The organism is Pseudomonas sp. PvP001, from assembly GCF_040546375.1.
Classification (GTDB): Bacteria; Pseudomonadota; Gammaproteobacteria; order Pseudomonadales; family Pseudomonadaceae; genus Aquipseudomonas; species Aquipseudomonas coleopterorum.
The window spans coordinates 879973-894679 of the sequence record NZ_JBEPNQ010000001.1 but is presented as its reverse complement, the minus strand read 5'-3'; the positions used below and the strand labels follow the sequence as shown (position 1 = coordinate 894679).

Below are 14707 nucleotides of genomic sequence, written 5' to 3'. Positions count from 1 at the left end.
CTGTGGGTCAGATCAAATCGGTCATGGTCTGGGCGTCGCGCAATTGCCAGATGCGGTCGATCAGCGCCTGTCCTTCGGCCGGTGTGCGTGCACCGGAAAAGGCCAGCAGGCGCAGGAACTTGGCTTCCAGTTCGGGCCGCGACAGGGTATTGCCGGGGTCGCCCTTGGGCTCGTCGATGGCGGCGCTCAGGGTACGGCCGTCAGTGGTGGTGACGATGACTCGCCCCAGCCAGCGCGCGGGGTAGGCCGCATCGACCTCGGGGTCCAGCTCCATGCTGACTTTCTGGCGGAAGCCGTCGACTGCCGCATCCGTCAGCGCCAGGTCACGGAATTCGATCAGCTGTGCGCTGCCATGAACGGCGATCAGGCCCAGCACCGCGCCCATGGAGAATTTGGCCTGGTGTACCGTGCTGGGCTTGACCACTCGGCCCAGGACATCGATGGCGCCCTGATGCACGCGGGTGACCACCTTGGCGATCTGCTCGTGGTGCAGCCCTTCACGCTGCATCAAGTGCAGGAGGGCATCGGCGGCCGGATGGGTATGGCGGCACGAGGCGTGAAACTTGAACGAGGTTTCCGCCAGTGCCCAGCGGCTGCCCAGGCGATCGTCCAGACGGCTGGCGTCGGCGTCGCTGGACATGCCGGCAGCCAGACCCTGCTCGCCTTCCAGGATGTTGCGTGCTCCGGTCAGGCCCTCTTCGGTCATGTAGGCGGCGAGCAAGCCATCGGCGGCGGCCTTGGCGGTGTGCAACTGCTTGGAGTCGGCGGCGTCGCGCAGGAATTCCCAGAGCCCAGCCGCCTGGGTGCCGGCATTGCCCAGCAGGTTGATGAACTGCTCGCGATCGAACCCCAGCAGTTTGCCCACGGCGACTGCGGCGGCCAGGGTGCCCACCGTGGCGGTGGTGTGGAAGATTCGATAATGGGAGCGGCCCATGAACTCGCCGATGCGGATGCCCGCTTCGTAGCCGGCCACCGACGCCAAGAGCAACTCCCGCCCCGATTTGCCACGCTCCTGCGCCGCGGCCAGCACGGCGGAAAACACCACCGTGGCGGGATGCAGCACCGAGCTGTTGTGCAGGTCGTCCTGCTCCACCAGGTGCGACGCGGCGCCGTTGACCAAGGCGGCGAAGTAGGGCGAAGTACCGCGACCGTTGACCAGCATTCTCGCCGGGCCATCGCCGGGCCCCATGCGCTGCGCGTAGCGTTCGAACAAGGGGATGGGATGGGCACCCTGGCTGGCCAGTGCCGAGCCGACCCAGTCCAGGAACAGGTCTTCGCAGCGGGCCAGAACGGGCTCTGGAATGTCGGCGTATTGCAGGTCGGCGAGAAACCGGGCCAAGCGCTGTGTGGCATTCATGGACAGGCCCTCAGAAACTGCGTGGCAGTTCGAGCAGATGCTCGGCCACGTAGGACAGGATCAGGTTGGTGGAAATCGGCGCCACTTGGTACAGGCGGGTTTCGCGAAACTTGCGCTCGACGTCGTATTCGCAGGCAAAACCGAAGCCGCCATGGGTCTGCAGGCAGGCATTGGCGGCCTCCCACGACGCTTTCGCAGCCAGGTACTTGGCCATGTTGGCGCTGGCGCCGGCATTCTTGCCGCTGTCGTATTCCTCACAGGCGCGCCAGCGCATCAGGTCGGCCGCTTCGATTTCGATGTGCGCCTCGGCAATGGGGAACTGCACGCCCTGGTTCTGGCCGATCGGCCGGCCGAATACGACCCGGTCGCGGGCGTAGGCGCTGGCCTTTTCGATGAACCAGCGACCATCACCGATACACTCGGCAGCGATCAGCGTGCGCTCGGCGTTGAGGCCGTCGAGGATGTAGCGGAAACCCTTGCCTTCCTCGCCGATCAGGCTGTCGGCAGGCAGTTCGAGGTTGTCGAAGAACAGTTCGTTGGTCTCGTGGTTGACCATGTTGGCGATCGGCTGAACGGTCAGGCCCTTGCCGATGGCTTCGCGCAGATCGACCAGAAAGATCGACATGCCTTCGGATTTGCGCGTGACTTCGGCCAACGGCGTGGTGCGTGCCAGGAGAATCATCAGGTCCGAATGCTGCACCCGCGAGATCCACACCTTCTGGCCATTGATGACGTACTTGTCGCCCTGGCGCACGGCGGTGGTCTTGATCTTGGTGGTGTCGGTACCGGTGGTCGGCTCCGTGACGGCCATCGATTGCAGGCGCAGTTCCCCGCTGGCCAGTTTGGGCAGGTAGTGGCGCTTCTGCGCCTCGCTGCCGTGACGCAACAGGGTGAACATGTTGTACATCTGGCCGTGTACGGTCCCCGAGTTGCCGCCGCAGGCGTTGACTTCCTCGAGGATCACCGAGGCTTCGGCCAGGCCCAGGCCCGAGCCGCCGTATTCGCTGGGGATCATCGCCGAGAGCCAGCCGGCATCGGTCAGGGCCTTGACGAAGCTTTCGGGAAAACCCTTTTCTTCATCGATCTTGCGCCAGTAGGCGGCGTCGAATTCGGCGCACAGGGCACGAACGCCTTCGCGGATGGCATTGAGGTCTTCTTCGTCATAGGCAGGCATGTGCGGATCTCGGAGTCGGTGTTGAGTGAGCGGTTACTGGCCAGGTTGTGGCGAGCCGGTAGTGACAGTGTCGAAAGCGACATCGGCGCTCTGGGCGACACCGGCCTCGTTGCCGGCCCACAGGCGCGCCTTGCCCTGTTCGAGCAGGCAGCCGCCGAGCTGGAACGGGGTGGGTACGGTAAGGGGACGCACGCCTCGATAGGCGAAATGCCGCACCCGCGCCTGGGGGTTGGCGCGAATGAAACTGCGCAGCAGCAGTGTGGCGATCAGCGGCCCATGCACCACCAGACCGGCGTAGCCTTCGGTGCCGGTCACGTAGGGGTGGTCGTAATGGATCCGGTGACCATTGAAGGTGACGGCCGAGTAGCGAAACAGCAGGGTCGGGGTCGGCGTCACGCTTTCACTCCACTGCGCGGCAACCGGCGCTGGGTCACTGGTCAGCTTGGGCGGGTTCGGCTCGCGGTAGACGATGTCCTGCTCTTCGCGCAGGCAAAGGCGACCGTTCTGGCTGTAGTCGTGGCGTACGGTGACGAACAGCAACGCGCCGGTGTGGCCGTGTTTTTCTTCGATGCGCAGGATGGTGGAGACACGCTCGGCAGCAGAGCCGACCGTCAATGGTTCGATGAACTCGAGACGGCCACCGGCCCACATGCGGTTGCGGTCATCCGCAGCGGGCAGAAAGCCGCCGCGCAGCGGATGCCCATCCGGGCCCAATCGACTTTCCGCGACCGGCGCCTGGAAGAAGCACCACTGCCACAAGGGCGGCAGGGGCTCGCCGTCTTTCGGCGCAGGCTCGCCGAACGTCGCGGCAATGCGTTCGACGATGTTCTGGCTCAGTACATCGCGCGCCTGCTCGGTGCGGCCCGTCCAGGCACTGTAGTCGATGGCTGAATCTGGAGCGCTCATGGTCGGCCTCTGCGTTGTTGTTGTGCAGCGATGATGCGAGGCCCGACGCATTCTGTGAATTTGCATTTGCGTAAGGCGGCGTTCATATTTGCCGAACGCCCGACGGTAGGATCCCACCATGCATTTCGACCTGGCTGACCTGCGCCTTTTCATCCACATCGGCGAATCGCCGAGCCTGACCCAGGGCGCACGCCGGGCGTTCCTGTCGCCGGCTGCTGCCAGCGCGCGGATCAAGGCGCTGGAGCAACAGCTCGAGACGCGTTTGCTGTACCGCGACAGCCGTGGCGTGGAACTGACGCCCGCGGGCCAGAAGCTGCTGGTGCATGCGCGGTTGATCATGCGTCAGGTCGAATACCTGAAAGCTGATTTCACCCACCTGGGGGGCGACTCGGCAGGGCACATCCGTATTTTTGCCAACACCACGGCGGTCACGGAATTTCTGCCTGAAGTGCTGGCCGGTTTTCTTGCACAACGGCCTGGTGTCAGTGTCGACCTGCAGGAGCGACTGTCGCGCGACATCGTGCGTGGCGTGCTCGACGGCAGCACCGACATGGGCATCATCGCCGGGCCGGTGGAGGCGGCGGGGTTGCAGGTGATGCACTTCAGCACCGACCGGCTGGTACTCACTGTGCCCTTAGGGCACGAGCTGGCCCGGTGCAAGCGCATCGGTTTCAAGCAGACGTTGGCGTTCCAGCACATTGGCCTGCACGAGGGCAGCACCTTGCTCAGCTTTCTGCGCGAACAGGTCGAGCGGAGCGGTCAGGGGCTGTCGCTGCGCATTCAGGTTTCGAGCTTCGAAGCGATCTGCCGGATGGTCGAGGCGGGCGTGGGCATCGGCATCATTCCCGAATCGGCTGCCCTGCGGCACAGCCGCACCATGCGCCTGGTGACCATCGAACTGGACGAGCCCTGGGCAGTGCGCGAACGCAGCATTCTGGTGCGTGAACTCGAGGCGCTGCCGGGCACGGTCCGCGCGCTGATCGCCACCCTGATGCCGCCCCCACCGCCGGATTGAGATGACGCATTGCAACTTGGCCCCAGGCTTTCTATCATCGCCGCGGGTGCGCCGCTGCATAGGGTACGGCGCAGGTTAAAGTTCAGCGTTGGTCGGGCCGCCAACGGAGACTCCCCGTGTCCGAAACCAAACCGGCCGTGCCTGTCATTCCCCGCCCGCAACAGCTCACCGAGCGCGCCCTGGCGGCGCTTGAACGCTTCTCCCACATCGAGGCCGTCAGCGGCATCGTGTTATTGCTTGCCGCCATCGCTGCGCTGGTCTGGGCCAACAGCCCGGCAGCCGAGTCCTACGAGCATTTCTGGCACACCCAGGTCACTCTGGGGCTGGGCGATTTCAGCGTGTCGCGCTCACTGCACTTTCTGGTCAACGATGGCCTGATGACCATCTTCTTTCTGGTGGTGGGCGCGGAGATACGCCAGGAAATCAAGGACGGCGCCCTGGCCAACCTGCAACTGGCGACCTTGCCCCTGGGCGCGGCGCTGGGCGGCGTGCTGATGCCGGCCTTGCTCTACACCATGCTCAACCATGGCACCGCCGCCAGCGCCGGCTGGGCGGTGCCGACCGCAACCGATATCGCCTTTGCGGTGGGCGTGCTGGCGTTGCTGGGCAAGTCGATCCCGGCCAGCGTGCGGATTCTGCTGCTGGCCTTGGCGATCATCGACGACATCGTGGCCATTCTGATCATCGCGGTGTTCTACACCGCCAGCCTCGACTACCTCGGCCTGCTGGTGGCCGTGGCCGGTGTGCTGCTGGTGCTGGTGTTCCAGCGCATGGGCATCAGCAAGGCATCTGCCTACGTGCTGCCTGGGGCGATCGTCTGGTTCGGCCTGCTCAAGACGGGCGTTCATCCCACCCTTGCCGGGGTGATTCTGGGCTTGTTGACGCCGGTCTACTCCAAGCCGATGGCCGAGCGGCCGGTGGACGTCATCCGCCGCAACTTCAACGAGTTGATGGAGCGCTTCACTCCGGGCAGCGACAATCGAGAAGCGGTGGTCGAGCCGCTCAGGCAGCTGCGCGATGCGCAACGCGAAGTGCTGCCACCGGTGCAGCGGATTCAGGTCGGTCTGCACCTGTGGGTCGCTTTCGGGGTCATGCCGCTGTTCGCCCTGGCCAACGCCGGGGTGAGCTTCGGTGGGGCGAACCTGAGCGATGCGATGTCGCAGCACGTGTTTGCCGGGGTGATGATCGCCCTGGTGCTGGGCAAGCCGCTGGGCGTGCTGCTGGCCAGTCTGCTGCTGGTCAAACTGAACATCTGCAGGCTGCCCGAGGGCGTGACCTGGGGTGGGGTGGGGCTGGTCGGCCTGCTCGCCGGGATCGGTTTCACCATGTCGATCTTCATCGCCGCGCTGGCCTTCACCGACCCGACCCTGCTGGCTTCGGCCAAGCTCAGCGTACTGGCGGCTTCCACGGTGGCGGCGGTGCTGGGGCTGGTCTGGGGCAAGCTGGTGTTCGGCAGGGGGCGGGTGGGGTAGGGCTCTTTGTGGGATAGGCCTCTTTCTGTGGGGGCAGGCTCTTTGTGGGGCAGGCCTCTTTCTGTGGGAGTGGGCTCTTTGTGGGAGCGGGCTCTTTGTGGGAGCGGGCTCTGCCCGCGAAGGATTCAGCGGCGAACCCTTCGCGGGCAGAGCCCGCTCCCACAGAAAAGCTGCTCCCACAGAAAAGCTGCTCCCACAGAAAAGCTGCTCCCACAGAAAAGCTGCTCCCACAGAAAAGCTGCTCCCACAGAAAAGCTGCTCCCACAGAAAAGCTGCTCCCACAGGAAGGCTGAGTCCACAGGAAGGCTGCTCCCACAGGAAGGCTGAGTCCACAGGAAGGCTGCTCCCACAGGAAGGCTGAGTCCACAGAAAGGCTGAGCCTACAATGAGCAGGTTCACAGAAAGCGCTTGTCCTGAAGCGCCCGTGTGTTCATGGAAGCTCGAGGGCGGCCGATACACCCCGTATCAGCTGCGCAGTACTCTTCTTCAGGCCCTTCATGCTCAAGTCCAGCTTCATCTCTCCCGCATCCAGCGCACAGCCAGCGAGCAGTACCTCCTTGGCACAGGCGTCGTTGGTCACGTTCTGCGCCAGCCTTGCCGTGGTCTTCGCACTGGCGGTCTCGCTGTCACTGTATTTCGCCCACGGCCTGGATCGTACAGAGCAGGCCCAAGGGCAGTCACTGATACAGAAAAGCATCGAGGCCGAACGTCGACTCCTGCAACTGACCATCAAGGATTACTCGTTCTGGGGTGAGGCGTATCGGCATCTGCACCTGAAGGTCGACATGGAGTGGGCCTTCGTGCGGGAGAACTTCGGCCCGGCGCTGTACGATGATTTTGGCTATGAAGCGGCTTTTGTCATCGGCCCGAGCGGCCGCTCCGTCTATGCGGTGATCGAAGGCCGCTACGAGACCGTGGCAGCGGCGCAGTGGCTGGGGCGCTCCGTCGACGAATGGGTGGCCGAAGCCCGCGCGCTCGCCGATGACGAAAAGGTCTTCACAACGCTGACCAGCCTGGCCGGCACGCCGGCGCTGGTCGTGGCAGCAGCCATCACGCCCAGTACCGACCCTACCGTGCAGGCCGACGACCGGCCGCCATCGGTCATGCTCGTGGTCAACCGACTCGATCCGCGGCGCCTCGAAGAGCTGGGCGCCAACATGGGATTGCGCGGAGTACGCCTGGGCCGGGCCGATGACCCTGCGTTCGCTCACGCCGAACTGACGGGCGAGCACGGGACGCACTTCGATCTGCAGTGGGATGCCACCCGGCCCGGGCGGCAGATGATCATTGTGGTGCTGCCGCTGATCATTCTGGCGACGCTCATCATTTTCGGCATGACCTGGGTCATGTTGCGCCGCAATACCCGCGCGGCCCGTGCCTTGGACAGCAGTCACGAACTGCTGCGCACCAGCCAGGCGGCGCTGACGCTGAGCGAGTCACGCTTTCGCGATGTCGCCGAGGCCAGCTCCGACTGGATCTGGGAGGCCGACTGCGAGGGGCGCCTCACCTACTTGTCCGACCGTTTCGAAGCCGTCACCGGGCTGGACAAGGCGCAGTGGTTGGGAACTTCGCTGGACCAACTCGTGGACCTGCCCGACGGCACCTTGCTGGACCGGCTGCGCAGCAATGTCGGGCAGAGCAACCTGGTCACCGAATGCAGCTATGTCGACAAGCACCTGCAGCAACGCACAGCCAGGATCGCCGCACGCACCAGCGGTACCCAAGGGTTTCGCGGCACCGCCACCGACGTTACCGAGGAGATCGAGGCCCGGCGACGGGTCGAGTACCTCTCGCGCCACGACGTGCTCACCGGCCTGCCCAATCGAAGTCAGTTGCGCGACTATCTGGAAAGCCGCCTCGAAAATGCCCTGGCCGCCAGCCAGCCCCTGGTGATGCTGACCATCGACCTGGATCGCTTCAAGCCCGTCAACGATCTGCTCGGACACGCCACCGGCGACCTGGTGCTGCACGAAATCGGTGCCCGCATCAGGCAGTGTGTGCGCAGCCAGGACATCGTCGCCCGGGTCGGCGGTGACGAATTCGTCATGGTCGTGTCGGGCATGGTCGGGCATCAGGAGATCGAAGCCTTGTGTCGACGGCTGATCGACTTGATCGAGCAAGTGATCGATGTCGACGAGCAGGAAATTCATGTCAGCGCCAGCATTGGCATCGCCGTGTCTCCGGGGGATGCTGCACATGCGCCCGAGCTGTTGCGCTATTCCGACATCGCGCTGTACGAGGCCAAGGCCAGCGGGCGCGGTACCTGGCGTTTCTATGACTGTGACATGAACGCGCGAATCGTCGAGCGTCGCCGCCTGGAAGGCGATCTGCGCTATGCGGTCAAACATGGCGAATTGCGTCTGGAATACCAGCCGCGCTTTCGCATCGCCGACGGGCGCATGGTCGGCGCCGAGGCCCTGGTACGCTGGCAACACCCTCAGCGCGGACTGCTGGCCCCCGATGCGTTCATACCCATCGCCGAGGAGGTGGGATTGATCACTGCCGTAGGCGAATGGGTGATGGACGCCGCGTGCAGGCAGGCCAGCCAATGGCCCGAAACGCTGTTCGTGTCGGTTAACGTATCGTCCAGGGAGTTTCAGAGCGGGCAGTTGGTCGAGCGGGTCAAGGCGGCATTGCAGCGCTCTGGGCTGGCCGCGAACAGGCTCGAGCTGGAGGTCACCGAAAGCGTCATGCTGGAAGATGCCGACAATGCCCTGATACTGATGCGCAGCCTCAAGGCACTGGGCGTGCGCCTGACCATGGATGATTTCGGTACCGGCTACTCATCGTTGAGCTATCTGCGCTCCTTTCCCTTCGATGGGCTCAAGATCGATCGCAGCTTCGTCAGCCGACTCGGCGAGAGCCAGACGGACCTGGCCATCATCGAGGCCGTGATCGGCCTGGGCCGGGCCTTGTCGCTGACGGTAACCGCCGAAGGTGTGGAAACCCTGGAACATCTCAAGTTGCTCGACTCCGTGGCCTGCGACGAAGGCCAGGGCTACTACCTGAGCCGCCCGCTCGAGGGTGCCAGCTTCGATGCGCTGCTGCTTTCCATCAGTTTGCCAACGGGCTGAGCGGGTCATTCAAGAAGCACAGAGGCGAGCCGATAGCACGGCGGTATCCGTTGACGCTGCTTCTTCTCTCCTGCCGGTATTCGACCCTTGATCAAACACCTGAAATTCAGCCATAAAATACTGCTGGCCGCCGCTCTGGTCGTGACGGCGGCCCTGGCCGCCTTCGCCGGTTTCAATGCCTACCTGCAACGCCAGGCCATCGACCAGAGCCTGCGTGCGTCGCTGACCGAAACCGGTCGCGTCACGGCCGGCAACGTTGCCTATTGGCTCGACGCGCGCATCAAGCTGATCGACAGCCAGGCTCAGGTCCTGGCCCGCGATCGCAGCGCAGAAGGCCTGACCGGTCTGCTCGAGCAGAAGCTGTACACCGACAACTTCGACCTCACCTACCTGGGTGAGGTCGATGGCACCTACACCAAGCGTCCCCACGGCCCGTTGCCGGCCGGTTACGATCCGCGCCAGCGGCCGTGGTATGCGGCGGCGGCCAAGGCCGGTGGCATGATCGTGACCGAACCCTATATGTCGGCCTCGTCGAAAAAGCTGGGCATCACCATCGCCACGCCGTTGATGCGTGATGGCCGCATGGCCGGTGTGGTCGGCGGCGATCTGGACCTGTCGACGCTGGTCACCATCATCAGCTCGCTCAACGCCGGCGGCCTGGGCGAAGCTTTCCTGGTGGATGCGGAAGGCAAGATACTGGTCAGCAGTCATCCCGAACAGGTGCTCAAGCGCCTGCCCGAAGTGTTCACCGAAGGCACGCCGAACCTGGCGCCGGGTTTCAGTTCGGTGCCGCAGAATGGCACGCAGCGGCTGGTCAGCTTCACCCCTGTGGAAGGGCTGCCGTCGGTGAAATGGTACCTGGGGCTGTCGATCGACGAGGCCAAGGCCTATGCGCCGGTGACCCGGGCGCGCAATCTGGCGATCATCGCCACGGTGGTGGCAGTGGTTGCGATCATCGCCTTGCTCGGATTGCTGATCCAGATCCTGCTGCGACCGCTGCGCGAGCTCACTCGCGCGATGGACGACATTGCCGAGGGCGAAGGGGATCTGACCCGGCGTCTGCCGGTGGAGGCGCGCGACGAATTCGGCGCGCTGGCCACGGCCTTCAACTCGTTCGTGGCACGTGTCCATGGCTCGATTCGCGATGTCGCGCACAGCACTCAGCAGTTGACCCAAGGCACGCGTCGGGTGCTGGAGTCTTCACAGTCGTCGATGCAGCAGTCCGACGTGCAGGCGCAGCGCACCCAGAGCGTGGCGGCGGCGATCAACCAGTTGGGCGCGGCCGCCGAAGAGATCGCGCGCAACGCCGCGCATGCGTCGGGGCAGGCCAGCGATGCGCGTGTGCAGAGCCAGGAAGGTCGCACCGTGCTGGGTGAGGCCCTGCAGGCGATGCAGGCGCTGTCGCAGAAGATCGGCAGCAGCTGCGAGCACATCGATGCGCTGGACGGCAAGGCGGCCAATATCGGCCAGATCCTCGACGTGATTCGGGGGATTTCCGAACAGACCAATCTGCTGGCGCTCAATGCCGCCATCGAAGCGGCGCGCGCCGGTGAAGCCGGGCGCGGGTTTGCCGTGGTGGCCGACGAGGTGCGCTCACTGGCCAGCCGTACGCAGAGCTCGGCGCAGCAGATTCAGCAGATGATCGAGGAGCTGCAGGGCGGGTCGCGCGATGCCGTGGCGTTGATGCAGGAAAGCCAGCGGCAGAGTGCCCACAGCATGGTGGTCGCCGAGCAGGCCGGCGTGCGCCTGACCACCGTGACCGAGCGCATCGGTGAAATCGATGGCCAGAACCAGTCCGTGGCCACGGCGACCGAAGAGCAGACAGCGGTGGTCGAGACGTTGAACCTGGACATCAGCGAGATCAACCTGCTCAACCAGCAGGGTGTCAGTAACCTGGAGGCCACCCTGAGCGCCTGTACGGCGCTGGAACAGGAAGCCGCACGATTGCAGCAGCTGGTGGGTGGGTTCCGCATCTGATCCGGCAGGTATTGCGCGGTGCGGCCGGACGCGGCTTGCGCCGCTGCTACAGGGGTTGTGCGTGCCTTGGGGGCGGCATGCGTTCAGGCAGGTATTGCGCGGTGCGGCCGGACGCGGCTCGGGGGCGGCATGCGCGTTCCGCACATCCGCGTGACGCGTCTGGGACGGCATACGAAATTTCTGTAGCAGCGGCGCGAGCCGCGTCCGGGGGCGCTGCGAATTTGTGGGTGGGATGCGGTGGGTTATGGGCGGCGACCGTGCAGGCGCTCCAGCGTTTGCAATTGCACCCGCAACGGATGATAGGGCGCCCGTGAGCCTTCACCGTCGGCTGCGCCGTACACACCCGCGGGGCAGTAGCGGCCATCGTCCCAACCGGGATAGTCCAGGAACGGATACCAGCACAGCCCTTGCACATCGACGCCACGCGCAATCGCCAGCGCCAGTTGTTCACCCACGTATTCCAGCCACGGCCCTCGCGCATCCGCTTCGGCACCGGTTTCGGCCAAGAGGATGGGTCGGCCATAGCGCCGATTCAGTTCAGCCAGCAACCCCGCCAGCGGGCGGAACTCGGGATGCCCCAGCAGGATCCGTTCGCCGTTCTGTCGCCACTGGTTCTGCGGGTAGAAATTGGCGCCGATGATGTCCAGGTACGCCTCGCAGCCGCCCAACCCCGGCCACTGGCGCCCGGCGAGCATGTCCCAGGCCTGGAACTGCGCCAGCCGATGACCTTCGGCGCGCTCCTGGTCCACGGCGCGCGGTGAATCGGGCACGATGTGAATCAATGGATCGCACTGCACGAAGCGCGCCTGGGGCGCGTGCGTGCGGATCGCCTCGATGGCCTCGATGCTGGCCCGCACCAACTGGTGCTTGAGCTCCAGCCCGCGACCGTGGGCGCCGGGGTTGAAGTAGCCGACGTCGCCGCCGGCCCAGCTCCAGAACGACATCTCGTTGACCGGGGAGCAAAAGGGCACCTCGAAACCCTCATCGACCATCAGCCGCGCTGCGGCACCGGCAAAGCGGGCAAAGCGCTCGACGAATTCCGGCCGCCAGATGTCCAGTCCGTCGGGGTAGCCGTAATGACAGAAATCCCACACCACTTGCAGATTGCACTCACGCGCCGCGCGCAGCAGGGGTAGAAAACTGCTCCAGTCGTAGTGCCCGCAACGCCGTTCGATCTCGTGCCAGCGCAGGCCATCCCGGGCGCTGCCGATACCATCGGCCCGCAACTGTCGATAATCTTCAGCCGCCCAGCGTTGATGCCCGGTGCTGACCTGGACATCGACTCGCTCGCCATCGCGCCGCCGCTGAGCGGCGCATTCGTAACCGGCCATGATGAACGTGTCGAACAGGCCACACGCGCTCAAGCGCCGCGCTCGTCGAGCAGTTCCACGGCAGCCGTCGCACCGGGGACGGGCGCACCCGCCTGCTCGATTCGCTGATACAGCGCCAGCGCCTGACCGACTACCTGATCCATGTTGTAGTACTTGTAGGTGCCCAGTCGCCCGAGAAAGGTGACCCCCGGCGTTTCGTCCGCCAGCGCCTTGTAGCGTTGATACAGCGCGGCGTTTTCGGCCCGTGGGATGGGGTAGTAGGGGTCGCCTTCGGCGCACGGGTACTCGTAGGTGATGCTGGTCTGCGGGTGTTGCTGCCCGGTCAGGTGCTTGTATTCGGTGATGCGCGTGTAGGGCACCGCTTCGTCCGGGTAATTGACCACGGCCACCGCTTGCAGCTGGGGTTGCTGCAACGTCTTGTGCTCGAAGCGCAGCGAACGGTAGGGCAGGCGGCCCAGACGGAAGCCGAAATACTCATCCACCGGGCCGCAGTAGATCAGCTGGGCGTAGGACAACTGTTCGCGAACCTGGGCGAAATCGGTGTCCAGCAGCACGTTGATACGCGGGTGGTCGAGCATGTTCTCGAACATGCGTGTGTACCCTTCCAGCGGCATGGCCTGGAAGCTGTCGGTGAAGTAGCGGTCATCCTCGGTGGTGCGCGTGGGGATGCGCGAGGTCACCGACTTGTCCAGCTGCGACGGGTCCAGGCCCCATTGCTTGCGGGTGTAGCCCTGGAAGAACTTCTGGTAGAGCTCCTGGCCGATCTGATTGATCACCACGTCCTCGGAGGTACGGATGCACTCCACCGGCTGTGCGCGCTCGGCCAGAAAGCGTTCGGCCTGAGCCTCATCCATCTGCAGGCCGAACAGCGTGTTGAGGGTCGTGAGGTTGATCGGAATCGGCACCAGATGATCGTCGACCTGGGCGAGCACTCGGTGCTCGTAGGGGCGCCACTGGGTGAAGCGCGACAGGTAGTCGACGATGCGCTGGGCATTGGTGTGGAAGATATGCGGGCCATAGCGGTGGACCATCACGCCGGCTGCATCCAGATGGTCGTAGGCATTGCCGCCGATGTGTTCGCGGCGGTCGATCACCAGCACGTTCAGGCCAAGCCCTTCGGCCAGGCGCTCGGCAATGACGCTGCCGGCAAAGCCGGCGCCCACGACTACATAGTCGTAGGGACGGCCGTCGCCATGGGCGGATGGGCCGCGACTGGCGCTTTCGAGGTTTACCTGAGGCATTCGATCTGCTCCTTCATGGCCGCGCAGGTTTTGTCCCACGACATGCCGTTCAATGCTGCATCGGCCTGGGCCAGCACACTGTCACGTGCCTCGGCACCCAGGGCATGTTCTACCGCGGCGATGAAGGCAGCCGGTGTGTCGGCAATGCTCACGACCCCGCTGTCACCGTAATCGTTGATCACGTCGGTGATCGGCGTGGACACCACCGGGCGTCCACCGGCGAGATATTCGGGGGTCTTGGTCGGACTGATGAAGCTTGTGGAGGCATTGATGGCGAAGGGCATCAAAGCGACTTCCCAGCCAGCCAGATACCGCGGCAACTCGCTGTACGGCTTGCCGCCCAGGTAGTGAATGTTGGCGCGTCGCGGCAGGGTCTGCGGGTCGATCTTGACCACCGGGCCGATCAGCACGATCTGCCACTGCGGCCGCTGGCGGGCCAGTTCATCGACCAGCTGGATGTCGAAGCGCTCGTCGATCACCCCGAAAAAGCCCAGGCGCGGGTGGCCGATCGCCGCCTGATCGGTCGGATCGGGGAGCAGCTCTCGGGCCTGGGCGAAATGGGCGATATCGACGCTGCTGGGCATGGCGTGGGCGTTGGCGTGTTGGTGGCGCTTGGCCTCCCACAGGCTGTGCCCGCCGGTGAACACCACGTCGGCGCGCGCCAGCAGTTGACGTTCCCTTTCGATGAGCTCCGGTGGCGCACCCATGAACGCCGACAGCTCGTCCATGCAATCGAAGATCGTCACCCGAGCCTGCAGGTGGTCGGTGAACGCCAGGCTCATCGGCGTCAGGTACCACAGCAGCAGTTCATCGTGGCGATGCTCGGCCAGGTAGGCATCGAGCAGTTCACGTTGCAGGGCGATGACCCGCTCATGGGGCACGCCCGCAGGCAACTGCGGCACCAGCACGGTCACCCCCTGGGTGGGCTGGCTGGTCAGCAACTGCGGCTCGACGTGGTCGGCGAACAGCGGTTCTTCGAAGAACAGCACGTCATAGCTCTGCGCCAGGCGTGACATGACGTGCTGCGGGCGCTGGTAGACGAAGCCCCAGCGCAGATGGGACAGACACAGCATGAGCGGCCGACGGGTCGGCGCAGGATCGCGCAGGGCGCGGGAATGAGCAGCGGGGGTAGAGCCGTTCGGCGCCACATCGTTCATGGG

At 64.7% G+C, this 14707-nt stretch carries 10 protein-coding genes and 1 pseudogene; 5 read left to right on the top strand and 6 right to left on the bottom strand.

Features of this window, described 5'->3' with window-relative positions; all coding sequences use genetic code 11:
* Positions 1-7: 7 nt before the first annotated feature.
* Genes ABMD26_RS04065 through ABMD26_RS04055 form a run of 3 tightly spaced genes read right to left on the bottom strand, consistent with a single transcriptional unit; the run spans position 8 to position 3437 of the window.
* Positions 8-1357, bottom strand: a complete 1350-nt coding sequence (locus tag ABMD26_RS04065) for an MmgE/PrpD family protein (RefSeq protein WP_134721451.1) — start codon at positions 1355-1357, stop codon at positions 8-10.
* A 10-nt stretch (positions 1358-1367) separates the two neighbouring features.
* A complete protein-coding gene (locus ABMD26_RS04060; protein ID WP_049861337.1) occupies positions 1368-2531 on the bottom strand; it encodes an acyl-CoA dehydrogenase family protein in 1164 nt (387 codons plus the stop codon).
* Between the two features lie 33 nt (positions 2532-2564).
* Positions 2565-3437 (bottom strand): HTD2 family dehydratase, encoded by an 873-nt coding sequence (locus ABMD26_RS04055; protein ID WP_354308182.1) that lies wholly within the window; start codon positions 3435-3437, stop codon positions 2565-2567.
* A 118-nt stretch (positions 3438-3555) separates the two neighbouring features.
* Here ABMD26_RS04055 and ABMD26_RS04050 point away from each other — a divergent pair, with 118 nt between their 5' ends.
* The 5 genes and pseudogenes from ABMD26_RS04050 to ABMD26_RS22130 all read left to right on the top strand — a co-directional run bounded on the left by ABMD26_RS04050 (position 3556) and on the right by ABMD26_RS22130 (position 10975).
* Positions 3556-4452, top strand: a complete 897-nt coding sequence (locus ABMD26_RS04050; RefSeq protein WP_134721449.1) for a LysR family transcriptional regulator — start codon at positions 3556-3558, stop codon at positions 4450-4452.
* A gap of 116 nt (positions 4453-4568) precedes the next feature.
* Complete coding sequence (nhaA, locus tag ABMD26_RS04045) at positions 4569-5924, top strand: Na+/H+ antiporter NhaA (protein WP_354308177.1); 1356 nt, start codon at positions 4569-4571, stop codon at positions 5922-5924.
* 497 nt (positions 5925-6421) lie between these two features.
* Entirely contained in the window at positions 6422-8998 is a 2577-nt protein-coding gene (locus tag ABMD26_RS04040; protein ID WP_320522221.1) for a bifunctional diguanylate cyclase/phosphodiesterase, read from the top strand.
* Between the two features lie 141 nt (positions 8999-9139).
* Positions 9140-10117: pseudogene (locus ABMD26_RS22135) on the top strand (HAMP domain-containing protein); the annotation flags it as partial.
* 93 nt (positions 10118-10210) lie between these two features.
* Entirely contained in the window at positions 10211-10975 is a 765-nt protein-coding gene (locus ABMD26_RS22130; RefSeq protein WP_414704802.1) for a methyl-accepting chemotaxis protein, read from the top strand.
* A 242-nt stretch (positions 10976-11217) separates the two neighbouring features.
* Here the strand turns inward: ABMD26_RS22130 and ABMD26_RS04030 are convergent, their stop codons facing one another.
* Genes ABMD26_RS04030 through ABMD26_RS04020 form a run of 3 tightly spaced genes read right to left on the bottom strand, consistent with a single transcriptional unit; the run spans position 11218 to position 14704 of the window.
* Complete coding sequence (locus ABMD26_RS04030) at positions 11218-12339, bottom strand: beta-glucosidase (protein WP_502948297.1); 1122 nt, start codon at positions 12337-12339, stop codon at positions 11218-11220.
* Complete coding sequence (gene glf, locus ABMD26_RS04025; protein WP_354308170.1) at positions 12336-13547, bottom strand: UDP-galactopyranose mutase; 1212 nt, start codon at positions 13545-13547, stop codon at positions 12336-12338. The genes ABMD26_RS04030 and glf overlap by 4 nt, the downstream gene beginning before the upstream one ends.
* Positions 13535-14704 carry a glycosyltransferase family 1 protein gene (locus ABMD26_RS04020; protein WP_354308166.1) on the bottom strand — a complete coding sequence of 390 codons (1170 nt, stop codon included), beginning with the start codon at positions 14702-14704 and terminating at the stop codon, positions 13535-13537. The genes glf and ABMD26_RS04020 overlap by 13 nt, the downstream gene beginning before the upstream one ends.
* Between the last annotated feature and the right edge of the window lie 3 nt (positions 14705-14707).

Excerpts from the sequence above, each read along its gene's own strand:
- ABMD26_RS04065 (WP_134721451.1), bottom strand. The coding sequence starts at position 1,357 with ATGAATGCCACACAGCGCTTGGCCCGGTTTCTCGCCGACCTGCAATAC.
- ABMD26_RS04060 (WP_049861337.1), bottom strand. The coding sequence starts at position 2,531 with ATGCCTGCCTATGACGAAGAAGACCTCAATGCCATCCGCGAAGGCGTT.
- ABMD26_RS04055 (WP_354308182.1), bottom strand. The coding sequence starts at position 3,437 with ATGAGCGCTCCAGATTCAGCCATCGACTACAGTGCCTGGACGGGCCGC.
- ABMD26_RS04050 (WP_134721449.1), top strand. The coding sequence starts at position 3,556 with ATGCATTTCGACCTGGCTGACCTGCGCCTTTTCATCCACATCGGCGAA.
- ABMD26_RS04040 (WP_320522221.1), top strand. The coding sequence starts at position 6,422 with ATGCTCAAGTCCAGCTTCATCTCTCCCGCATCCAGCGCACAGCCAGCG.
- ABMD26_RS22130 (WP_414704802.1), top strand. The coding sequence starts at position 10,211 with ATGCAGCAGTCCGACGTGCAGGCGCAGCGCACCCAGAGCGTGGCGGCG.
- glf (WP_354308170.1), bottom strand. The coding sequence starts at position 13,547 with ATGCCTCAGGTAAACCTCGAAAGCGCCAGTCGCGGCCCATCCGCCCAT.
- ABMD26_RS04020 (WP_354308166.1), bottom strand. The coding sequence starts at position 14,704 with ATGAACGATGTGGCGCCGAACGGCTCTACCCCCGCTGCTCATTCCCGC.